Origin of the sequence: Pseudorhizobium banfieldiae (genome assembly GCF_000967425.1) — a bacterium.
Classification (GTDB): Bacteria; Pseudomonadota; Alphaproteobacteria; order Rhizobiales; family Rhizobiaceae; genus Neorhizobium; species Neorhizobium banfieldiae.
Genome location: NZ_FO082820.1, coordinates 505,391 through 521,819 on the forward strand (window position 1 = coordinate 505,391; position 16,429 = coordinate 521,819).

Sequence of the window (16,429 nt, forward strand, 5' to 3'; positions counted from 1 at the left end):
CCGGAAGTGCTTGTCCCTCAAAATGAGGAGGAACGAGGCTTTTTCAAGTAAATGCCTTAGCGGATTTCACATATTGGGCAAGGGCACAAACTCTTCTTCGTCTCCCGGCACAAGGTCGAAGCGTCCGGTTCGCCACTCTTCCTTTGCCTTCTCGATCCTGTCACGCGAGGAGGAGACAAAGTTCCACCAGATATAGCGCTTGGAGTTGAGGGCGGCACCGCCGACGAGCATCAGATGGCAGCCCTGTGGGCCTGCTTCGAGGGTGATCTCGTCACCGGGGCGGAAGACGAGCAACTGGTCTGCGGCGAACCCGTCGCCCGCCACGTTGAGCTCGCCGGAAAGGATGTAGACCGCCCGCTCCTCGTGGGCTGCCGGAAAGGGAAAGCGCCGGGACGGCGCGAGGCGGAGATCCACGTAGAGCGTGTCGGTGAACACCGGAACCGGCGATGAGAGGCCGGCGAAGTTACCAATCACCACGCGGCCACTCGCGCCGTCATCGTCTATTACGGGCATGGCGTCGAAACCGGTATGGGAGAATGCCGGGTCGATCTCCTCCCGGTCATCTGGCAGGGCGAGCCAGGTCTGCAGACCCGAGACGGAGAACGGTCGTCCCCGCAGGTTTTCCGGCGTCCGCTCCGAATGGACGATCCCGCGTCCTGCCGTCATCAGGTTGATGTCGCCTGGCCGGATCACCAGTTCCGTGCCGAGACTGTCGCGGTGCTTGATCTCACCGTCGAAGAGGTAGGTGACGGTGGAAAGGCCGATATGCGGATGCGGCTTGACGTCGAGGGCTTCACCGGCGCGCAGCAGCGCCGGGCCCATGCGGTCGAAGAAGATGAAGGGGCCGACGAGGCGACGCTGACGGCTCGGCAGCGCGCGGCGGACAGCAAAGCCGCCGATGTCGCTCGATCGCGGGATAATCAGGTTCTCGATGGCGTCGCAGGCAAAGCGATCGCCGGCTTGTGGATCTGTTCCGGGGAAGAAGGACATGGCGGGCTCCTGTAGCGGAACCGTAGCGGAAAGCAGCCGTCTTTGCCAGTTTGGCGCGTTGGTAGGGGAAGGCTTAGCTCGCGCCGCCGATCATGCGGCTCCATTGTTCGCCCGCCAGTCCATTGAGGAAGGCGTCACCGGATCTGGCCTTTTCCAGAAGAGCTTCATCGCGGGAATGGACGATGCTGGACCCGGTGTTGACGAGTGCCAGGCGGCGGCCGAGCATGGCGTTCATGAATGCCGGTTGCATGCGACCCCGCACGAGGCTGGCTCCCCGTGCCGCCGCATCGACCAGGACCGCATCGAGGACCGGTCCTTCCTGCCCCGGCAGGGCAAGAAGCTGCAGGACCCGAGCACTGGAGCCCGCTCGAACGTGGTAGAAGCTGGCACCGATTGCCGTCTGTCTCCGGTCGAACATGCCGATAATGACAGCTTCGCCGTAAGCCGGCTTTGTCATCGCCTTGCGGGCTAGTCGGGCGGTTTCTTCTGCTGGCCAGGCGGGCCGTAGCGAAAGGTGCCGGATACAGGTCCCGAAGATGTCGGCGAACTCTTCCGGCTCGATGGTTCGTGTCGTCACCGCCTTCTGGTTGTCCGGAAAAGCCGCCCAACGCAGCGGATCGGTCCGGACGCGGCTGCGAACACGGCGACCTGCCATTCGGGCCAGAGGTTTCAGATGGCTGAGGAACGAAAGACGGTAACCGGCACCATCCAGCAGGGCCATCGCCGGGTCGACGATGCGAACCCAGTCCAGGCTGTGTTGGGGAAGTGCCAAACCGCCCAGGCCCCGCCACATGCGCAGGGAAACATCGCTGGCGGTATCGGTAAAGGAAAGGTCCTGGGGTCCCTCCAGCGCTGCCTTCAGCAGCTTGGCACCGGAAAGCGGTCCGGTTCTTTCCGCATCGACCATGATGGAGCTGCAGAGCGCCATGCGGAGCGGCCTATCGCCGAGCGTCATGGCCAGCACGTGCCGTCCGATGAAGCCGCTCAGCGCTCCATCGTCCTCGACATGCACCAGGGATGGCAGTTCCGGATCGCAGGCCTCGTCATCGAGATAGACGGCGCGGATATCCGCAAGCAAAGCGGCGGGTGGCGGCGTTTTCTGCCGGCGAAAGACGCGCTGGAAGAGCGCTGCCACAGCTCCCGCGTCACTCTCCGTCAGTGCTCGTATCCTGCCCATTTGGTTCCCGCGCCCGGATGTCTGCGCTGCAGCCTTAGGGTGTGAACCTCAAGAACGGGTTGATGCCCGCTGATGAATTCCTGGTTATGGTGAAGATGACGTTATGGCGTCCCTGAAGGCTCGGTGCAGGGTTCGAGGACGACCGCGTCGCCGGCCGCGGCTCCGACCTCCATGCAGCCACTGTCGTGGCAGAGCGTCCATCCCCTTCCGGTCGCGCCGGAGGCTGCAAGTGAGATCCGTTGCTGTGGCGCCAGTCCCGGCTCCCAGACCCACCAGCCTTCGCGCAATACGGCATCAGGCCCAGGCTCCATGCCCGCCCCGGATCCCTTCACGGCAGCTTCCGCGAGTTCCAGCCCCGCCGGCGTCAGCTCCCAGTGCTCCCGCCATTCCGTCTTCTCGACGGAATGTGTCCAGGACAGGGTGAAGGCGGAGATGGCCAGCGCGATGGTCTTGCCGCCCGCCAGCACGCAGAGGCTCACGGTACGGCGACAGGGCGTGAAGATCGCCGCGCCCGCAGCCAGTGCTGACCCACCATGATGATGCCGAGCGCCCAGCCGAGTTCGTCGGTCCAGGGAAGGGCGAGCACGACGGAGGCCCCGGCAGCGAAGGCCAGAACCCGCTCCCACATCGCCAGCGGAGCGAAGAGGAAGCCTACGACGGCAACGCCCCAGAGGGCGATGCCGAAGCAGGCCTTGACGAAGATGTAGGCCACCTCCACGGGATATCCCCAGGCCGCGGCGATCGGTCCGGCGTCCTGCAGCATCAGGGCCGGCGTGTAGACCGCCATGAAGGGCACGATGAAGCCCGCTGCTGCAAGCTTGGTGGCCTGGATCGATATCTTCAATCCTGATGTCTTGGCCATGGGTGCCGCAGCGAAGCAGGCGAGCGCCACCGGCGGCGTCAGGTCGGCCATGATCCCGAAATAGAAGACGAACATGTGGGAGACGAGAAGCGGCACACCGAGTTCCAGCAGGGCAGGGCCCGCGAGCGACGAGGTGATGATGTAGTTCGGGATGGTCGGGATGCCCATGCCGAGAATGAGGCACGTGATCATCGTCAGCACCAGCGAAAGGAACAGGTTGTCCTCCCCCACCCGGATGATGAAGCCGATGAAGGTCGAGGCAATGCCGGTCAGGGTCAGCGTGCCGATGACGATGCCGACGATGGCGCAGGCGATCCCGACAGGCAGCGCGTTCTTCGCGCCTTCTGCCATAGCGTCGCGGCAGATCCCGAGCGTTTCGCGGCCGCCCTTGACGAAGAAGCAGGCGGCAATGAGTGCGAGGATGACGAGCGCCAGGAAATTTACACCGAACTTCAGGAAGGATGCGGCAGCAAGACCCACCGCCAACCAGAACACCAGCCGGAAGACAAAGGGGCCGATCGACGCGGCAAGCGGCATGCCGAGGATCAGCACGACCACCAGCGCCAGTCCCATCGTGCCTGCGAAGATCGGCGTGTAGCCGGCAAATAGCAGATAGACGAGGACGGCGAGCGGCAGGACCAGGGGCCAGTGCTCCCTGACGGCCTGCCAGGGATTGGGCAGTTCCGCCCTGTCCATGCCGCGCAGGCCGGCCTTGCCGGCTTCAAGGAACACGGTCCAGAAGCAGACCCCAAAATAGAGAATGGCAGGGATCAGGGCCGCCTTGACGATGTCCGCATAGGGCACGTTCAGCGTCTCGGCCATGATGAAGGCGACCGCGCCCATCACCGGCGGCATGATCTGTCCGCCCATGGAGGAGGTCGCCTCCACCCCGCCAGCGAAGGACGAGCGGAAGCCGAACCGCTTCATCAGGGGAATGGTGAACTGGCCGCTGGCCACCACATTGGCGACGCCGGAGCCCGAAATGGTACCCATCAGCGCCGAGGACATCACGCAGACCTGCGCGGGCCCACCGCGCCAGGTGCCGACCAGTCCAAGGGCAAAATCATTGAACAGCGCCAGCATGCCGGCGCGCTCCAGGAAGGCGGCGAAGACAACGAAGATGAAGATATAGGCCGCCGAGACATAGATAGGCGTGCCGTAGATGCCTTCGGTGCCGAAGCCGAAGTGCTCGACGATCAGTTCGAAATCATAGCCGCGATGGATGAAGGGCGGCGGAAAATACTGGCCGAAGAAGCAATAGGCGAGGAAGATTGCCGCGATGATCGTCAGCGGCAGACCCATCAGTCGCCGCGCACCTTCGAAGACCAGCAAGATCATCACCGTCGCGACGGTCAGGTCGAGCGGCGTGTGGAACCCGCTGCGCAGAATGAGCTGCTCGTAGAAGATCCAGTTGTAGATGCCGGTCAGGAAGCCGAGGATCCCGAGCGACCAGAACCAGGCCTTCCCGGCCTTCGTCTTGGCGACCAGGTTGCCGAAGAGCACGAAGCCCAGCAACAGCAGGAAGCCCACATGCATGGCCCTTACGACCTGGCTCGGCAGAGTACCGTAGGCGGCGGTCCAGAGCTGGAACAGCGAGAAGGTAAAGGCGATCCAGAAGGCGATCCGGCCGGCCATGCCGCTGCCAAAGCCAGAAGGCAGGCCCTCGATTGCCTCTTCCGCATTATGCGGGGCAGGCTTGCTCTCCACTGCTGCAAGATCGCTCATTCGTTCCTCGTTACCCGAAAGCTGAAACAGAAATCCCCGCGGCTGCTTTCACAGCCACGGGGATCGATGCATTCCTGACCTTACTGCATCAGCCCGGCTTCTTTGTAGTAGCGCTCAGCGCCCGGGTGCAGCGGAACGGGCATGCCGTCGAGTGCCTTCTTCGGGTCGATTGCCTTCGCCGCAGCATGTGATGCTGCAAGGCGGTCGAGGTTCTCGAAGAGCAGCTTCGTCATCTGATAGGCGGTCTCTTCCGAAACCCCCTCATGGGTGATGAGGAAGTTGCCGACGGCTGCCGTCGGAACGTCTTCGGTCTGGCCGTCATAGGTGCCGGCGGGGATGGTCACCGCCATATAGGGCGCGCCGATTTTTTCAACGTCGGCCGCTGGAACGGCGACCACGTTGATCGGCACGGAGGCGGCAAGGTCGCGGATCGAGGCGACGCCGAGGCCGGCAGACTGAAGTGTCGCGTCGAGCTGGCGGTTCTTGATGAGTTCGACGGATTCCGCAAACGGCAGGTATTCCGTCTTGCCAAGGTCCTCATAGGACATGCCGGCGGCCTTGAATATTGCCCGGGCATTCAGCTCCGTTCCGGACTTCGGTGCGCCGACGGACAGGCTCTTGCCCTTCAGGTCGGCGAGCGACTTCACGCCGGACTCCTGGCTGGCGACGATCTGGATGTAGTTCGGGTAGATCGCTGCGATACCGCGCAGCTTGTCGAGCTTGCCGGGGAAACCTGCCTCGGTGTTGCCTTCCCAGCCCATCTGGACGGAATCGCCGAGCGCGAAACCGATCTCGCCGCGGCCGGCCTGTAGCAGGTTGAGGTTTTCGACGGATGCCTTGGTTGCCTGCACCTGCGTGCGGACGCCCTCGATCTTCTCGCCATAGATTTCCGAAAGCGCGACGCCGAGCGGATAGTAGACGCCCGAGGTGCCGCCGGTGAGGACGTTGATGAACTCCTGCGCCTTGGCTCCCGCAGATGCGAAAGTGGCGGAAACCGCCATGGTGGCGGCGAGCACGAGGTTGATTTTGCTTGATTTCACGATTGTTCCTCCCAAAGCCATCGTCAGCAGACGCTAAACATGCGGAACTGGAAGGGGGTCGTCAATCGCTTTGTGCCCGGAATGGGGCAAACTTCTTACAAGCTTGAACTAATGCGGTGTTCACTCGCCGTCGAGGGGTTCCACGCCCTGCGGTTTGCCTGCTCGGTCGAGGCGGATTTTCTCGATCCGGTTCTCTGCCGCGGCAAGAAGTTTCTCGCAGTGTTTCTTCAAGGCTTCGCCGCGTTCGTAGATGGCGATGGACTCGTCCAGCGCCACGTCACCCCGCTCCAGCCGCGCGACGATGCTCTCGAGCTCCGCCACGGCCTTCTCGAAGGTATAGCCGCTGACGTCGATGATTTCCGCGGTCTCGGTCATGTTCAGCCCTTCATCAGTCTGCAGATGTGCAGCCCGGCTGATTCCGCCAAGCCTTCCAGATCATAGCCACCCTCCAGCAGGCTGATAAGCCGGTTCCCTGCGTATTTCCCGGCAATTTCCATGAGGCGTCCGGTCGCCCAGTCGAAATCGTCGCCCACGAGGTTGATCTGCGCCAGCGGGTCTCGATGATGCGCGTCAAACCCGGCCGAGATGATCAGGAAGTCGGGGCGAAAGTTCTCAAGCGCGGGTATCACGCGGTTCTTGAACGCTTCCCGGAAATGCTCACTGGCGGAATCCTTTTCCAGCGGTGCGTTGACAATATTACCCTTCGTGCCGGTCTCGTCCTTCGCGCCCGTCCACGGATAGAGCGGCATCTGATGGGTGGAGCAGAACAGCACTGACGGGTCGTCCCAGAAGATGTCCTGCGTGCCGTTGCCATGATGGACGTCCCAGTCGACGATCGCCACCCGCTCCGCACCATAGGTCTTCTGCGCGTGACGTGCGGCAATCGCGGCGGTGTTGAAGAGACAGAAGCCCATCGCTTTGGTCTTCTCTGCGTGATGGCCCGGAGGGCGCGCAGCAACGAAGACATTGTCGGCGGCACCAGTGAACACGTCATCCACGGCTGCCATAGCCGCACCGACGCCAGTCAGCGCCGCCTCCAGGCTTCGTGGACCGACGTAGGTATCGGCCTCGATCTGGTGAACCTCGTCCTCTTCCGGGATCTCGCGCACCACCGCCCGCAGGTGCTCCTCAGGATGGGCAAGCAGCACCGCATCCTCGCTTGCCTGCGGCGCCTTCTTCCGGTCCAGCTTCTCGAAATTGGGATGCTGGAGCGCGATCGCCAGCGAGCGCAGCCGGTCGGCGCGTTCCGGATGACCTTCCGGCGTCCGGTGCTCCAGGAAGATGTCGTGTTCGTAAAGGCGGGTGGACATTCGGACCCTCGTTTTCCGGTTTGCCACGAGATGGCGCAGATCACGCTCCATTTCAAGCAAGTGCGCAGCCGCGCTTGTTTGAGGGCAAAGAATGGGCTTACATGATCAGGTCATGCCTGGAAGGTGCCGTGGATAGACAGCCCGCAGATTTCATCGAGTTTCAGGTCCCGTTCCGGGACGTCGACATGCATGGCGAGATGTTCAAGTCGGCTTACGTCGCGAGGGCGGAGGAAGCGCTGGCCTCCTTCTGGAAGCGGCGCCCGGCGGCGGCAGACGAACTCCATTTCACGGTCGGCAAGATCACCTGCAGCTTTCACGCAGCTCTGCGGCTGCACGATCAGGTTCGGATGGATGTTCATGTCAGCAAGATTGGCGGCAAGTCTGCCGGTTTCCTGGTTCGCATGGTCCGGGACGGCGAAAGCGACGCGGCGGCCGAGGCAGAGATCCTCTGGATTGCCTGCGATCGCCAGAATAAGGAGCCCGTCGCGCTCCCCGAGGACCTGAGGGACTGGCTATACGAGTTTCTGGATTAGTCTCTCGGCGACCTGCGAGCAGAACCCCCGCGCGCCCTGGTACGGCCGCCTGAGAAAACCGTTGACTCGGTATACAATCGACATCAAAATCATCAACAAGGCGCCGTGTTGGGAGGCATCAGCGCCGGTGAAATATCCTGATACATAAATCGTTTACACACTGCATAGGTCTCGCTGCGCGTGGCCTAAGCATGATGCCGTGATCATTCTGGGAGGAAGTCATGAAGCATCTGATATCGTCCACGGCCATGCTCATGGTCACGACGAACCTGGCATATGCACAGACACCGGCCGTGCCTGACAACCTGGAAAAGCTGTCGAATTTCCAAAGCACCGGCACGACCGAATTCACCGTCATTGAGCAGAAGGGCGAGTTCGCCGACGGCGTCAAAAAGAACCTCGAGCGCATCAAGCTGCCCGACGGGTTCAAGATCGAGCTCTACGCCATCGTGCCCGATGCACGTCACATGGCGGTTGGACCGCAGGGGATTGTTACGTTCGTAGGGACGAGGAAGGACAAGGTCTGGGCCGTCACCGATCGCAACAAGGATCGGGTTGCCGACGAGGTTAAGGACTTCGCGCCGTCGCTGCAGTTCTCGATCCCCAATGGTCCCTGCTTCTCGAAGGACGGGTTCCTCTACATCGCGGAGCAGAACCGTGTCCTGCTGTTCCCGGCTGCGGAGTTCTTCTACGAGAGCCCGGATGTCGCTGCTTTCAACCTCGTGAAGAAGGGCGAGTTGATCCCGCCGGAGCATGAGAGCTTCAACCATACGGCGCGCGTCTGCAAGATCGGTCCGGATGGCAAGATCTACATATCGCTGGGCCAGCCGTTCAACGTTGCGCCTGCGGAGAGCCTCGATACCTTCAAGGAGCACGGTATCGGCGGCATCATCCGCATGAACACCGACGGCACCGGACGGGAGGTCTATACCTACGGCATCCGCAATTCCGTCGGGCATGACTTCCATCCGGTGACGGGTGAACTCTGGTTCACCGACAACCAGGTGGACGGCATGGGCGATGACATCCCGCCGGGCGAGATCAACCGGCAGACGGAAGCCGGCCAGAACTTTGGCCATCCGTGGTATGGTGGCGGCTCGATCCGCACCACGGAATATGAAGGGCAGGAGATCCCGGTCGAGGTTGTGATGCCGGCCGTCGAGATGGACGCGCATGCCGCAGACCTCGGGATGACATTCTACACCGGCAACATGTTCCCGGCGCGGTATAAGAACGCGATCTTCTCGGCGCAGCACGGATCGTGGAACCGTACGACCCCGATCGGCGCCCGCGTTATGGTCACCTTCATCGATGACGAAGGAAAGGCCACGAGCGAGGTCTTCGCGGAAGGCTGGATCGACGAGAACGGCGAGTATCTCGGTCGTCCGGTTGACGTCGCGCAGTTGCGCGATGGCTCTCTGCTGGTCTCCGACGACCTCGCCGGTGCCCTCTACCGCATCTCCTACGAGGGCAATTGATGCAAAAAGTCGTGCTGGCATACCTGGGTGGGGTTCTCCTCACCCAGGGCACGGTAGCAGGGGCGCAGGACCTCGCGGGCGATGTCGAAGCGGGTCGGAAGAAAGCCGGTATGTGCCGCACCTGCCACGGGATTGACGGCGTGGGCCGCATCCCGATCGCGCCTCACATCGGCGGCGAGAGCGCTGCCTATCTGGCAAGGCAGCTTGCGGCCTTCCGCGACGGTACCCGTACCCATGAAATGATGTCCGTCGTGGCGAAGGGGCTTGATGATCAGGCGATCGCGGATCTTGCGGCCTGGTATTCGGCCCAGCAGGCGAGCGCGTCGCTGCCTTCCGGCAAGACTGAGAACATGGCGCCCGGGGCCTGTGTCGCCTGCCATGGAGCGGATGGGCTGGCGACCATCGATGATGCCCCGAATCTTGCCGGGGAGAATGCGATCTACATCGACACGCAGTTGAAGGCTTTCCGCAGCGGCAAGCGCAAGCACGAGATCATGTCGGAGATCGCTGCGGGCCTGAGCGACGCAGAAATCAGGGCCGTCGCCGACTGGTATGCCGGAACGAAGCTCGAGGTCGTTCCGGTAAAGTGAGGTGGGCGCAGGCGGATCGGATTATCGCCCACCTCATTTGATCAGGCGCGGGCCGGAAGCAGCGGATATCCGGCCATGACCGCGCGGCCGGCAAGCGCGGCCACGACTGCCTTCACGACATCGCCCGGGATGAAGGCCATGGATCCGAGGAAGGCCTTGGTGAAGCCGAGCCCTGAAACAAGCGCCAGATAGCTTATGCCGAAGACATAGAGCACGACGACGCCGCCCGCCACGGCGGCTGCGAAGAAGCCGGCCGTCTGCAGCATGGCGCTCTGCGAACTGCGGACGAACCGTTCCGACAGATAGCCGGTGACGAAGGCAGCGAACACCCAGCCGATCAGGAAGCCGGTTGTCGGCGCAGCGAAGACGGCAAGACCACCGCGTCCACCCGAAAGCACCGGCAAACCGATCGCGGCAAGCAGAAGGACCAGCAGCACGGCGATGGTGCCGCGACGCGCCCCCAGGATTACGCCAGCAAGCATCACGCCCATGGATTGGGCGGTGATCGGCACTGGGATGAAGCCGAGCATGATTGGCGGCAAGAGGCCAAGCGCCACGATGATGGCGGCGAAGAGGGCTGCGAGAACGAGATCGCGACTGCTCATATGAAAACTCCTAGGAATCGGTGGAGTGCTTGTGCCCGCGGATGCCGCGAGCGTCAATGGCGGCAGCGATCTCATCCGCGGCCTTCAGGGTTTGGATCGTGAGCGGCGCAAGGACTGTGGTTGGGCGCAGCTTCAGCCCGCGAGCTCGATGCGCCTGCTTCAGGAGGTCATAGCGAGACAGGACCTCCGGTACGAAGCGGATGACGAGGCCGACTGCAAGCCCGATGTCATCTGCACGCACGAGGCCAAGCCGCTCCAGCGGCCGCGCCGCCCGGCTGACCACGTCGATGAAGGCACCCACCGGCGTTGTCGCGGTGACAGCGGCGGCAACCAGCATCAGTGTGGTGAGCCGCAGCAGCGCGACAACGCCCTCTTCAACCGAACCCAGAAGGACCGTCGCCAGCGCCACCACGACGATCGTCAGCAGGATTGGTCGCAGGCGGATCCAGCCGGTTCTGACGCCGATGCCGGTGGAGGCATAAAGGACAAACCCAGCGAGCGCCGACGCTCCGAGGATGAGCGGCGAGCGCGTGAGGAAGACGGCCAAGCTCACCACGAGCACGAGGAGAAGTTTTGGCGCTGCGGCAAGTCGATGGAGCGGGCTTCTGCCCTGGACGTAGAGGGAATTCATGCCCCAGCGATCTCGCGGTAGCGCCGGATCGCGTTCGCCGGCAGCCCGTCCATCAGTATCTGGCCTTCGTGGAAGAGCAGGACGCGATCGAATGTTTCGACGAGTTCCAGATCATGGCTGATGACGAGCACATCCTCCTCCAGCCGGTCGATCGTTTTCTGAACGAGGAGGCGATTGCGCAGGTCGAGCTGGTTGGTCGGTTCGTCTAGGATCACCAGCGCCGGCTCGGTCACCAGGACCGATGCGAGCGCCGCAAGCTGAAGCTCGCCGCCGGAAAGTTCGTGCACCCGCCGGTCTGCCAGATGCTTTATGCCGAAGCGGGAAAGCACGCCGTCGACCTTTGCTTTCACCTCGGCGCGCATCAGCTTTTTGGCCCGAAGTCCGAGTTCGATGTCCTCTCGCAGGATCGGCAGGATGATCTGGTTCTGGGGGTTCTGGAAGATGAAGCCGACCTGGCTGCGCACGCTTTCGCCATCTTGCGCGGTGTTCAAACCGTTGATGGACACGCTTCCCTGGCTCGGCTGCACGAGACCATTGATCATCCTGGCAAAGGTGGTCTTGCCGGAACCATTGAGGCCGATGATCCCGATTCGCCTTTCGGTCAGGGAAACCGAGATCGGTCGCACTGCCACGTGGCCGTCGAAGCTCGCCGCCGCCTGGAGAAATCTGACGTCCAACTTGCGTCCTCTCGACTGTCGAGGGCTCCCTATAGACCGGATGCCGGGGCAGGGGAATGCAAAACATAAGGTGAACATTGAAGTGCGCCGATGATCGTCCTAATGTTGCCGACATGGCGATTCTCATCCCGAACGAGCAGGCGCGGCGAATCTTTCTTGAGCGGCAGGGCCTCTCCCTGCCCCCCTCCCGCAGCCTCGACAAGGCCGGACTGTCGAGCCTGATCGACAAGCTCGGCTTCGTGCAGATCGATAGTATCGCGACCGTCGAACGCGCCCATCACATGATCCTGTTCTCGCGCAACCAGACCTATCGGCGCGAGCACCTGCAGCATCTGCTGGAGAATGATGGCGAACTGTTCGAGCACTGGACGCATGATGCCTCCGTCATTCCGTCCGCCTATTTCCGTTATTGGAAGCATCGTTTTGCACGCCGCGAAGCGGTGATCGGGGAGCGCTGGAGAAAATGGCAGGGAGAGGGTTACGACAGCGCTTTCGAAGAGACCTACCGGCGAATCGTCGAGGCTGGCCCTATCATGGCCCGGGAGATGAAGGCGGATGAGCACAAGTCCGGCGGATGGTGGAACTGGCATCCCAACAAGACGGCGCTCGAATACTACTGGCACACGGGGAAGCTAGCGATCGCGGGACGGGTGAATTTCCAGAAGGTTTATGACCTCACGGAAAGGGTGCTACCGGCGCATCATCACGAACCGGAGGTCAGCCACGAGGAATTCGTCGATTGGGCCTGCCGCAGCGCGCTCAAGCGGCTGGGATTTGCGACGTCCGGCGAGATCGCCGCGTTCTGGGCCCTCGTCACGCCGCAGGAGGCAAAGGATTGGGTCGACGCCCATCGCGACGAGTTGACGGAGGTGGTGATCGAGAGCGCCAATGGCAGCAGGCCGCGGGCGGCCCATGCTTTCCAGGATTTTCCCACTTCGCTGGATAGTATTTCCGAGCCTCCGGGGCGCATCCGCGTCCTCAGTCCGTTCGACCCCCTGCTGCGCGACCGCAACAGGGCCGAACGGCTGTTCAACTTCAGCTACCGGATCGAGATATTCGTGCCCGAGCCGAAGCGCCAATACGGCTACTACGTCTTTCCGCTGATCGAGGGCGACCGGATGATCGGCCGCATCGACATGAAGGCGGATCGCAAGGCGGGATCTCTGGATGTCAGGCGTCTCTGGCTTGAGCCAGGCGTTCGCGCCTCGAACGGCAGGCTGGAAAAGCTGGATGCAGAGCTGTTCCGCGTTGCGCGTTTCGCCGGCGTGGAGCGCGTCAACTACTTGGCGGGTTGGCAGCCCTGAGGAAAAACATTGGATAGTCTACATCAAATGATGTATATAGGAGCCATCATCTGAATGAGAGAGCGAGCGCATGGCAACCGCATTGGAACTTGTCTCACCGCAGAGCACCCGCCGACGCCAGACATTCGCATCGGAAGAGGATCGGGTCCGGCTGTCTGCCACCGCGCTCAAGGCTTTCGTACGTCTTGTGGAGGAATGGGATCTCACAGGAGCGCAGGCGGCTGCTCTTCTCGGCGTGTCAGTGAGCACTTGGGATCGGCTGAAGCCGGGAAGCGAGCGCAGGACGCTGAGCCAGGATCAGATGACGCGCATCTCTGTCCTGACCGGCATCTACAAGGGCCTGCATCTGCTGTTTGCCGACCGCATGGCCGACCGCTGGCCTTCTCTCCCAAACTCGGGGCCGCTGTTCAATGGCCAGACGCCGGTTGCCGCGATGATCGAAGGCGGTATCCCGCTCATGCTGGACGTTCGGCGCTACATCGACGCAGTGCGTGGGGGACTGTGACCGGTGACGGATGACGTACCGGTCATCACCACGGCCTATTCGAGGACTGTTCGGCTGGTCACCACAGCAAGGCTGAGGGAGTCGGTGCTGACGTCCCTAATCGACGATGCCGACGAACTCGCGCAATTGGCCGAAATCGAAGGTGCCACCAGCAGCCGTAGCGTGGCCGAGACGACCGGCATTTCCGGCCTCGACGCGAATGAACTCGTCTACGACGTGCCTCATGCGCACTTCATCAATGCGAGTTTCGCCTATGCGAAGCCTCGCGAGCCTAATCGCTTTAACGGGGAAAATCGCGGTGCCTGGTATGCGGCACTCGAGGTCGAGACGTGCCTCGCCGAGATAACCTTCCACATGACCGAGTTCCTTGGCCGGACCGGTCATTTCGAAGCGACGGTCGAGTATGCTGAAATGTTCTGCAGCCTCTCCGGCGACTTCCTCGACCTGAGGCCGCTACCCAGCCACCCGGCGCTCCACCCGGACAAGGCGATCGGCTATCCCGAAGGCAATGCGCTTGCCGCCCAGGCTCGGGCACAAGGGCTGAACGGGATCATCTACCCGTCCGTCCGCCATTCCGGCGGCACATGTTTCGCAGTGCTTCGACCGGCTGCGGTTCAATCCGTCCGCCAGGGGGATGTCTACAGGCTGGTCTGGAGCGGGGACGCGTCCCCGACCGTCGAGGGGCCGATCAGCGGCTAGCCGCCACGACTGTGGCGGCCGATGCCAGCCTTAGCAGATCACCGTCTCAGCGATCCGGATGCCGAAACCCTCCAGCCCGACATAGTGCCGCTCGCTGCGGGTCAGAAGCTTGATGGATGTAATGCCGAGGTCCTTGAGGATCTGCGCGCCGAGGCCGATTTCCAGCCATTCGCTCTCGCGCGCCTGGGCCTGCTCATGCGCTTCCTGATCGTGGCGATACTTGCGCCCGTGATCCTTCTGGCCGACGCCGACGGAACCTTCGCGCAGATAGATGATCACCCCGCGGCCCTCGGTGGCGATCCTCTCCATGTAGGTATCAACGGCACGCTGGGCGCCGAAGACATCGGCTGCCACATTCTCCAGATGCAGCCGGACCGGGATGTCCACCCCGTCGCGTATGTCCCCGAAGACGATCGCGACGTGCTGCATCGGGTCCCAGGGCAGGGAATAGGCATGGCCCTTCGCCTTTCCGAAACGGGTCTCCACATCGAAGCTCGACTGCAACTCGATCAGCGTTTCCTTGCGCTGCCGGTACGCGATCAGGTCGGCCACGGAGACTTGCTTCAGGCCGTGCTTTTCGGCGAAGGCCGCGACCTGGGCGCCACGCGTCACGGTGCCGTCGTCATTGACGAGCTCGCAGATGACGCCAATCGGCGGCAGGCCCGCGAGCTTGCAGAGATCGACGGCAGCTTCCGTATGACCGGACCGCATCAACACGCCGCCTTCGCGCGCGACCAGCGGGAATATATGGCCGGGGCGGACGAAGTCCGAAGGGCCAACGTTGGGGTTGGCGAGGTTGCGGACCGTCAGCGCCCGGTCTTCGGCCGAAATCCCGGTCGTGGTGCCGTGCTTGAAGTCGACCGTTACGGTGAAGGCGGTGGTATGCGCGCTGTCGTTTTCCGCCACCATGGCATTGAGGTTGAGGCGCTTGGCTTCCTCGCGCGGCATGGGCGCGCAGACGATGCCGGATGTGTGGCGAACGATGAAGGCCATTTTCTCCGCCGTGCAGTGGACGGCGGCGACGATCAGGTCGCCTTCGTTCTCGCGGTCGTCGTCATCCGTCACGACGACGATTTCGCCGGCTTCGAAGGCACGAATAGCGTCAACGACGCGCTTCTGGTCATAGGCCATGGAGAAGGTCCTTATCGCTGCCGCCCGGTCTGCGCCCGGTCGCGGAGGTAATGGTCGGCGATGGCGCAGGCTACCATGGCCTCGCCGATCGGCACGGCGCGGATGCCGACGCATGGATCATGCCGGCCCTTGGTGCGGACATCGACATTGTTTCCGTCGGCATCGATCGACTGCCGTTCCGTGAGTATGGAGGAAGTCGGCTTGATGGCGAAGCGCGCCACCACCGGCTGGCCGCTGGAAATCCCGCCCAGAATGCCCCCTGCATGGTTAGAGAGAAACAGCGGCTTGCCGTCATTGCCCCTCCGCATCTCGTCGGCATTCTCCTCGCCGGAAAGCTCGGCGGTCGCAAAGCCGTCGCCGATCTCGACGCCCTTCACCGCATTGATCGACATGAGCAGCGAGGCGATGTCCTGGTCGAGCTTGCCGTAGATCGGCGCGCCCAGCCCGGCCGGGACGTTCTCGGCCACGACCTCGACGACTGCGCCGATCGACGAGCCCGCCTTCCGAATAGAGTCGAGATACTCTTCCCAGACCGGCACCGTCTCGGGGTCCGGGCAGAAGAACGGATTCTGGTCGACCTGCGCCCAATCCCAGTTGCCCCGGTTGATCTTGTGCTTTCCGATCTGCACCAGCGCGCCGCGAACCACGAGGTCCGGCACCACCTTGCGTGCCACGGCCCCAGCGGCCACCCGCGCTGCCGTCTCGCGGGCGGAGGAGCGACCGCCGCCGCGATAGTCGCGGATGCCGTATTTTACGTCATAGGTGTAGTCGGCATGTCCCGGGCGGTAGCGTCGTGCGATCTCGCCGTAGTCCTTCGAGCGCTGGTCGGTGTTCTCGATCAGCATGGAGATCGGCGTGCCGGTCGTGACCATTGTCTCGCCGTCCTCGGCAAGCATCACGCCTGACAGCACCTTGACGATGTCGTCCTCGCGTCGCTGCGTCACGAACCTGGATTGTCCCGGCTTGCGCTTGTCCATCCAGCCCTGGATTTCGGCAAGCGTCAGGCGGATGCCAGGAGGGCAGCCATCGACGACACAGCCGAGCGCGGGGCCGTGGCTCTCGCCCCAGGTGGTAACTCGGAAAAGATGGCCAAATGTGTTGTGAGACATTCTGGATCGCCCGTGAAGAACCGGCCGTTGCCGGTTCCGACGGGGCTGTCTTAGGGAAAACGG

18 protein-coding genes are annotated in these 16,429 nt (G+C 62.7%); 6 read left to right on the forward strand and 12 right to left on the reverse strand.

Features of this window, described 5'->3' with window-relative positions:
- Window positions 1–66 precede the first annotated feature (66 nt).
- The 7 genes from NT26_RS02345 to NT26_RS02375 all read right to left on the reverse strand — a co-directional run bounded on the left by NT26_RS02345 (window position 67) and on the right by NT26_RS02375 (window position 7,104).
- Window positions 67–990: a pirin family protein gene (locus NT26_RS02345; protein ID WP_052637182.1), complete on the reverse strand. Its 924-nt coding sequence runs from the start codon at window positions 988–990 to the stop codon at window positions 67–69.
- Window positions 991–1,063: 73 nt separating this feature from the next.
- Window positions 1,064–2,167, reverse strand: a complete 1,104-nt coding sequence (locus tag NT26_RS02350) for a GNAT family protein (RefSeq protein WP_065814507.1) — start codon at window positions 2,165–2,167, stop codon at window positions 1,064–1,066.
- A gap of 101 nt (window positions 2,168–2,268) precedes the next feature.
- On the reverse strand, window positions 2,269–2,646 hold the full coding sequence (locus tag NT26_RS02355; protein ID WP_052637184.1) for a DUF1850 domain-containing protein: 378 nt from the start codon (window positions 2,644–2,646) through the stop codon (window positions 2,269–2,271).
- Entirely contained in the window at window positions 2,643–4,754 is a 2,112-nt protein-coding gene (locus tag NT26_RS02360; protein WP_052637185.1) for a TRAP transporter permease, read from the reverse strand. Before NT26_RS02360 ends, NT26_RS02355 begins: the two co-directional genes overlap by 4 nt.
- An 80-nt stretch (window positions 4,755–4,834) precedes the next feature.
- Window positions 4,835–5,779, reverse strand: coding sequence for a TAXI family TRAP transporter solute-binding subunit (locus NT26_RS02365; protein ID WP_425287744.1), 945 nt, complete (start codon window positions 5,777–5,779; stop codon window positions 4,835–4,837).
- A 135-nt stretch (window positions 5,780–5,914) separates the two neighbouring features.
- Window positions 5,915–6,169: an exodeoxyribonuclease VII small subunit gene (locus NT26_RS02370; RefSeq protein ID WP_052637187.1), complete on the reverse strand. Its 255-nt coding sequence runs from the start codon at window positions 6,167–6,169 to the stop codon at window positions 5,915–5,917.
- Between the two features lie 2 nt (window positions 6,170–6,171).
- Window positions 6,172–7,104, reverse strand: coding sequence for a histone deacetylase family protein (locus NT26_RS02375; protein ID WP_052637188.1), 933 nt, complete (start codon window positions 7,102–7,104; stop codon window positions 6,172–6,174).
- Between the two features lie 128 nt (window positions 7,105–7,232).
- On the opposite strand from NT26_RS02375, the gene NT26_RS02380 reads away from it, so the two are divergent.
- The 3 genes from NT26_RS02380 (at window position 7,233) to NT26_RS02390 (ending at window position 9,705) form a co-directional block, all read left to right on the forward strand.
- Window positions 7,233–7,637 carry an acyl-CoA thioesterase gene (locus NT26_RS02380; RefSeq protein ID WP_235864257.1) on the forward strand — a complete coding sequence of 135 codons (405 nt, stop codon included), beginning with the start codon at window positions 7,233–7,235 and terminating at the stop codon, window positions 7,635–7,637.
- 221 nt (window positions 7,638–7,858) lie between these two features.
- The gene (locus NT26_RS02385) at window positions 7,859–9,115 is read left to right on the forward strand and encodes a PQQ-dependent sugar dehydrogenase (RefSeq protein ID WP_052637190.1); all 1,257 of its coding nucleotides are present in this window, start codon (window positions 7,859–7,861) and stop codon (window positions 9,113–9,115) included.
- Window positions 9,115–9,705, forward strand: a complete 591-nt coding sequence (locus tag NT26_RS02390) for a c-type cytochrome (RefSeq protein ID WP_052637191.1) — start codon at window positions 9,115–9,117, stop codon at window positions 9,703–9,705. Before NT26_RS02385 ends, NT26_RS02390 begins: the two co-directional genes overlap by 1 nt.
- Window positions 9,706–9,746: 41 nt before the next feature.
- On the opposite strand, the gene NT26_RS02395 is transcribed toward NT26_RS02390, so the two are convergent.
- The 3 genes from NT26_RS02395 to NT26_RS02405 are packed head-to-tail and all read right to left on the reverse strand — an operon-like array spanning window position 9,747 to window position 11,618.
- Window positions 9,747–10,310 (reverse strand): biotin transporter BioY, encoded by a 564-nt coding sequence (locus tag NT26_RS02395; RefSeq protein WP_052637192.1) that lies wholly within the window; start codon window positions 10,308–10,310, stop codon window positions 9,747–9,749.
- 10 nt (window positions 10,311–10,320) lie between these two features.
- Window positions 10,321–10,941, reverse strand: a complete 621-nt coding sequence (locus tag NT26_RS02400) for an energy-coupling factor transporter transmembrane component T family protein (RefSeq protein WP_052637193.1) — start codon at window positions 10,939–10,941, stop codon at window positions 10,321–10,323.
- On the reverse strand, window positions 10,938–11,618 hold the full coding sequence (locus NT26_RS02405) for an energy-coupling factor ABC transporter ATP-binding protein (protein WP_052637194.1): 681 nt from the start codon (window positions 11,616–11,618) through the stop codon (window positions 10,938–10,940). Before NT26_RS02405 ends, NT26_RS02400 begins: the two co-directional genes overlap by 4 nt.
- A gap of 113 nt (window positions 11,619–11,731) precedes the next feature.
- Between NT26_RS02405 and NT26_RS02410 the strand changes: the two genes are divergently transcribed.
- The 3 genes from NT26_RS02410 (at window position 11,732) to NT26_RS02420 (ending at window position 14,126) form a co-directional block, all read left to right on the forward strand.
- The gene (locus tag NT26_RS02410) at window positions 11,732–12,922 is read left to right on the forward strand and encodes a winged helix-turn-helix domain-containing protein (protein ID WP_052637195.1); all 1,191 of its coding nucleotides are present in this window, start codon (window positions 11,732–11,734) and stop codon (window positions 12,920–12,922) included.
- Window positions 12,923–12,992: 70 nt separating this feature from the next.
- Window positions 12,993–13,427, forward strand: coding sequence for an antitoxin Xre-like helix-turn-helix domain-containing protein (locus NT26_RS02415; protein ID WP_052637196.1), 435 nt, complete (start codon window positions 12,993–12,995; stop codon window positions 13,425–13,427).
- A 3-nt stretch (window positions 13,428–13,430) separates the two neighbouring features.
- The gene (locus tag NT26_RS02420) at window positions 13,431–14,126 is read left to right on the forward strand and encodes an RES family NAD+ phosphorylase (RefSeq protein ID WP_052637197.1); all 696 of its coding nucleotides are present in this window, start codon (window positions 13,431–13,433) and stop codon (window positions 14,124–14,126) included.
- A 30-nt stretch (window positions 14,127–14,156) separates the two neighbouring features.
- Here the strand turns inward: NT26_RS02420 and ribB are convergent, their stop codons facing one another.
- Together ribB and aroC are read right to left on the reverse strand one after the other, a co-directional pair.
- Window positions 14,157–15,257, reverse strand: a complete 1,101-nt coding sequence (gene ribB / locus NT26_RS02425; protein WP_052637198.1) for a 3,4-dihydroxy-2-butanone-4-phosphate synthase — start codon at window positions 15,255–15,257, stop codon at window positions 14,157–14,159.
- 11 nt (window positions 15,258–15,268) lie between these two features.
- Window positions 15,269–16,366 carry a chorismate synthase gene (gene aroC / locus NT26_RS02430; RefSeq protein ID WP_052637199.1) on the reverse strand — a complete coding sequence of 366 codons (1,098 nt, stop codon included), beginning with the start codon at window positions 16,364–16,366 and terminating at the stop codon, window positions 15,269–15,271.
- Window positions 16,367–16,429 lie beyond the last annotated feature (63 nt).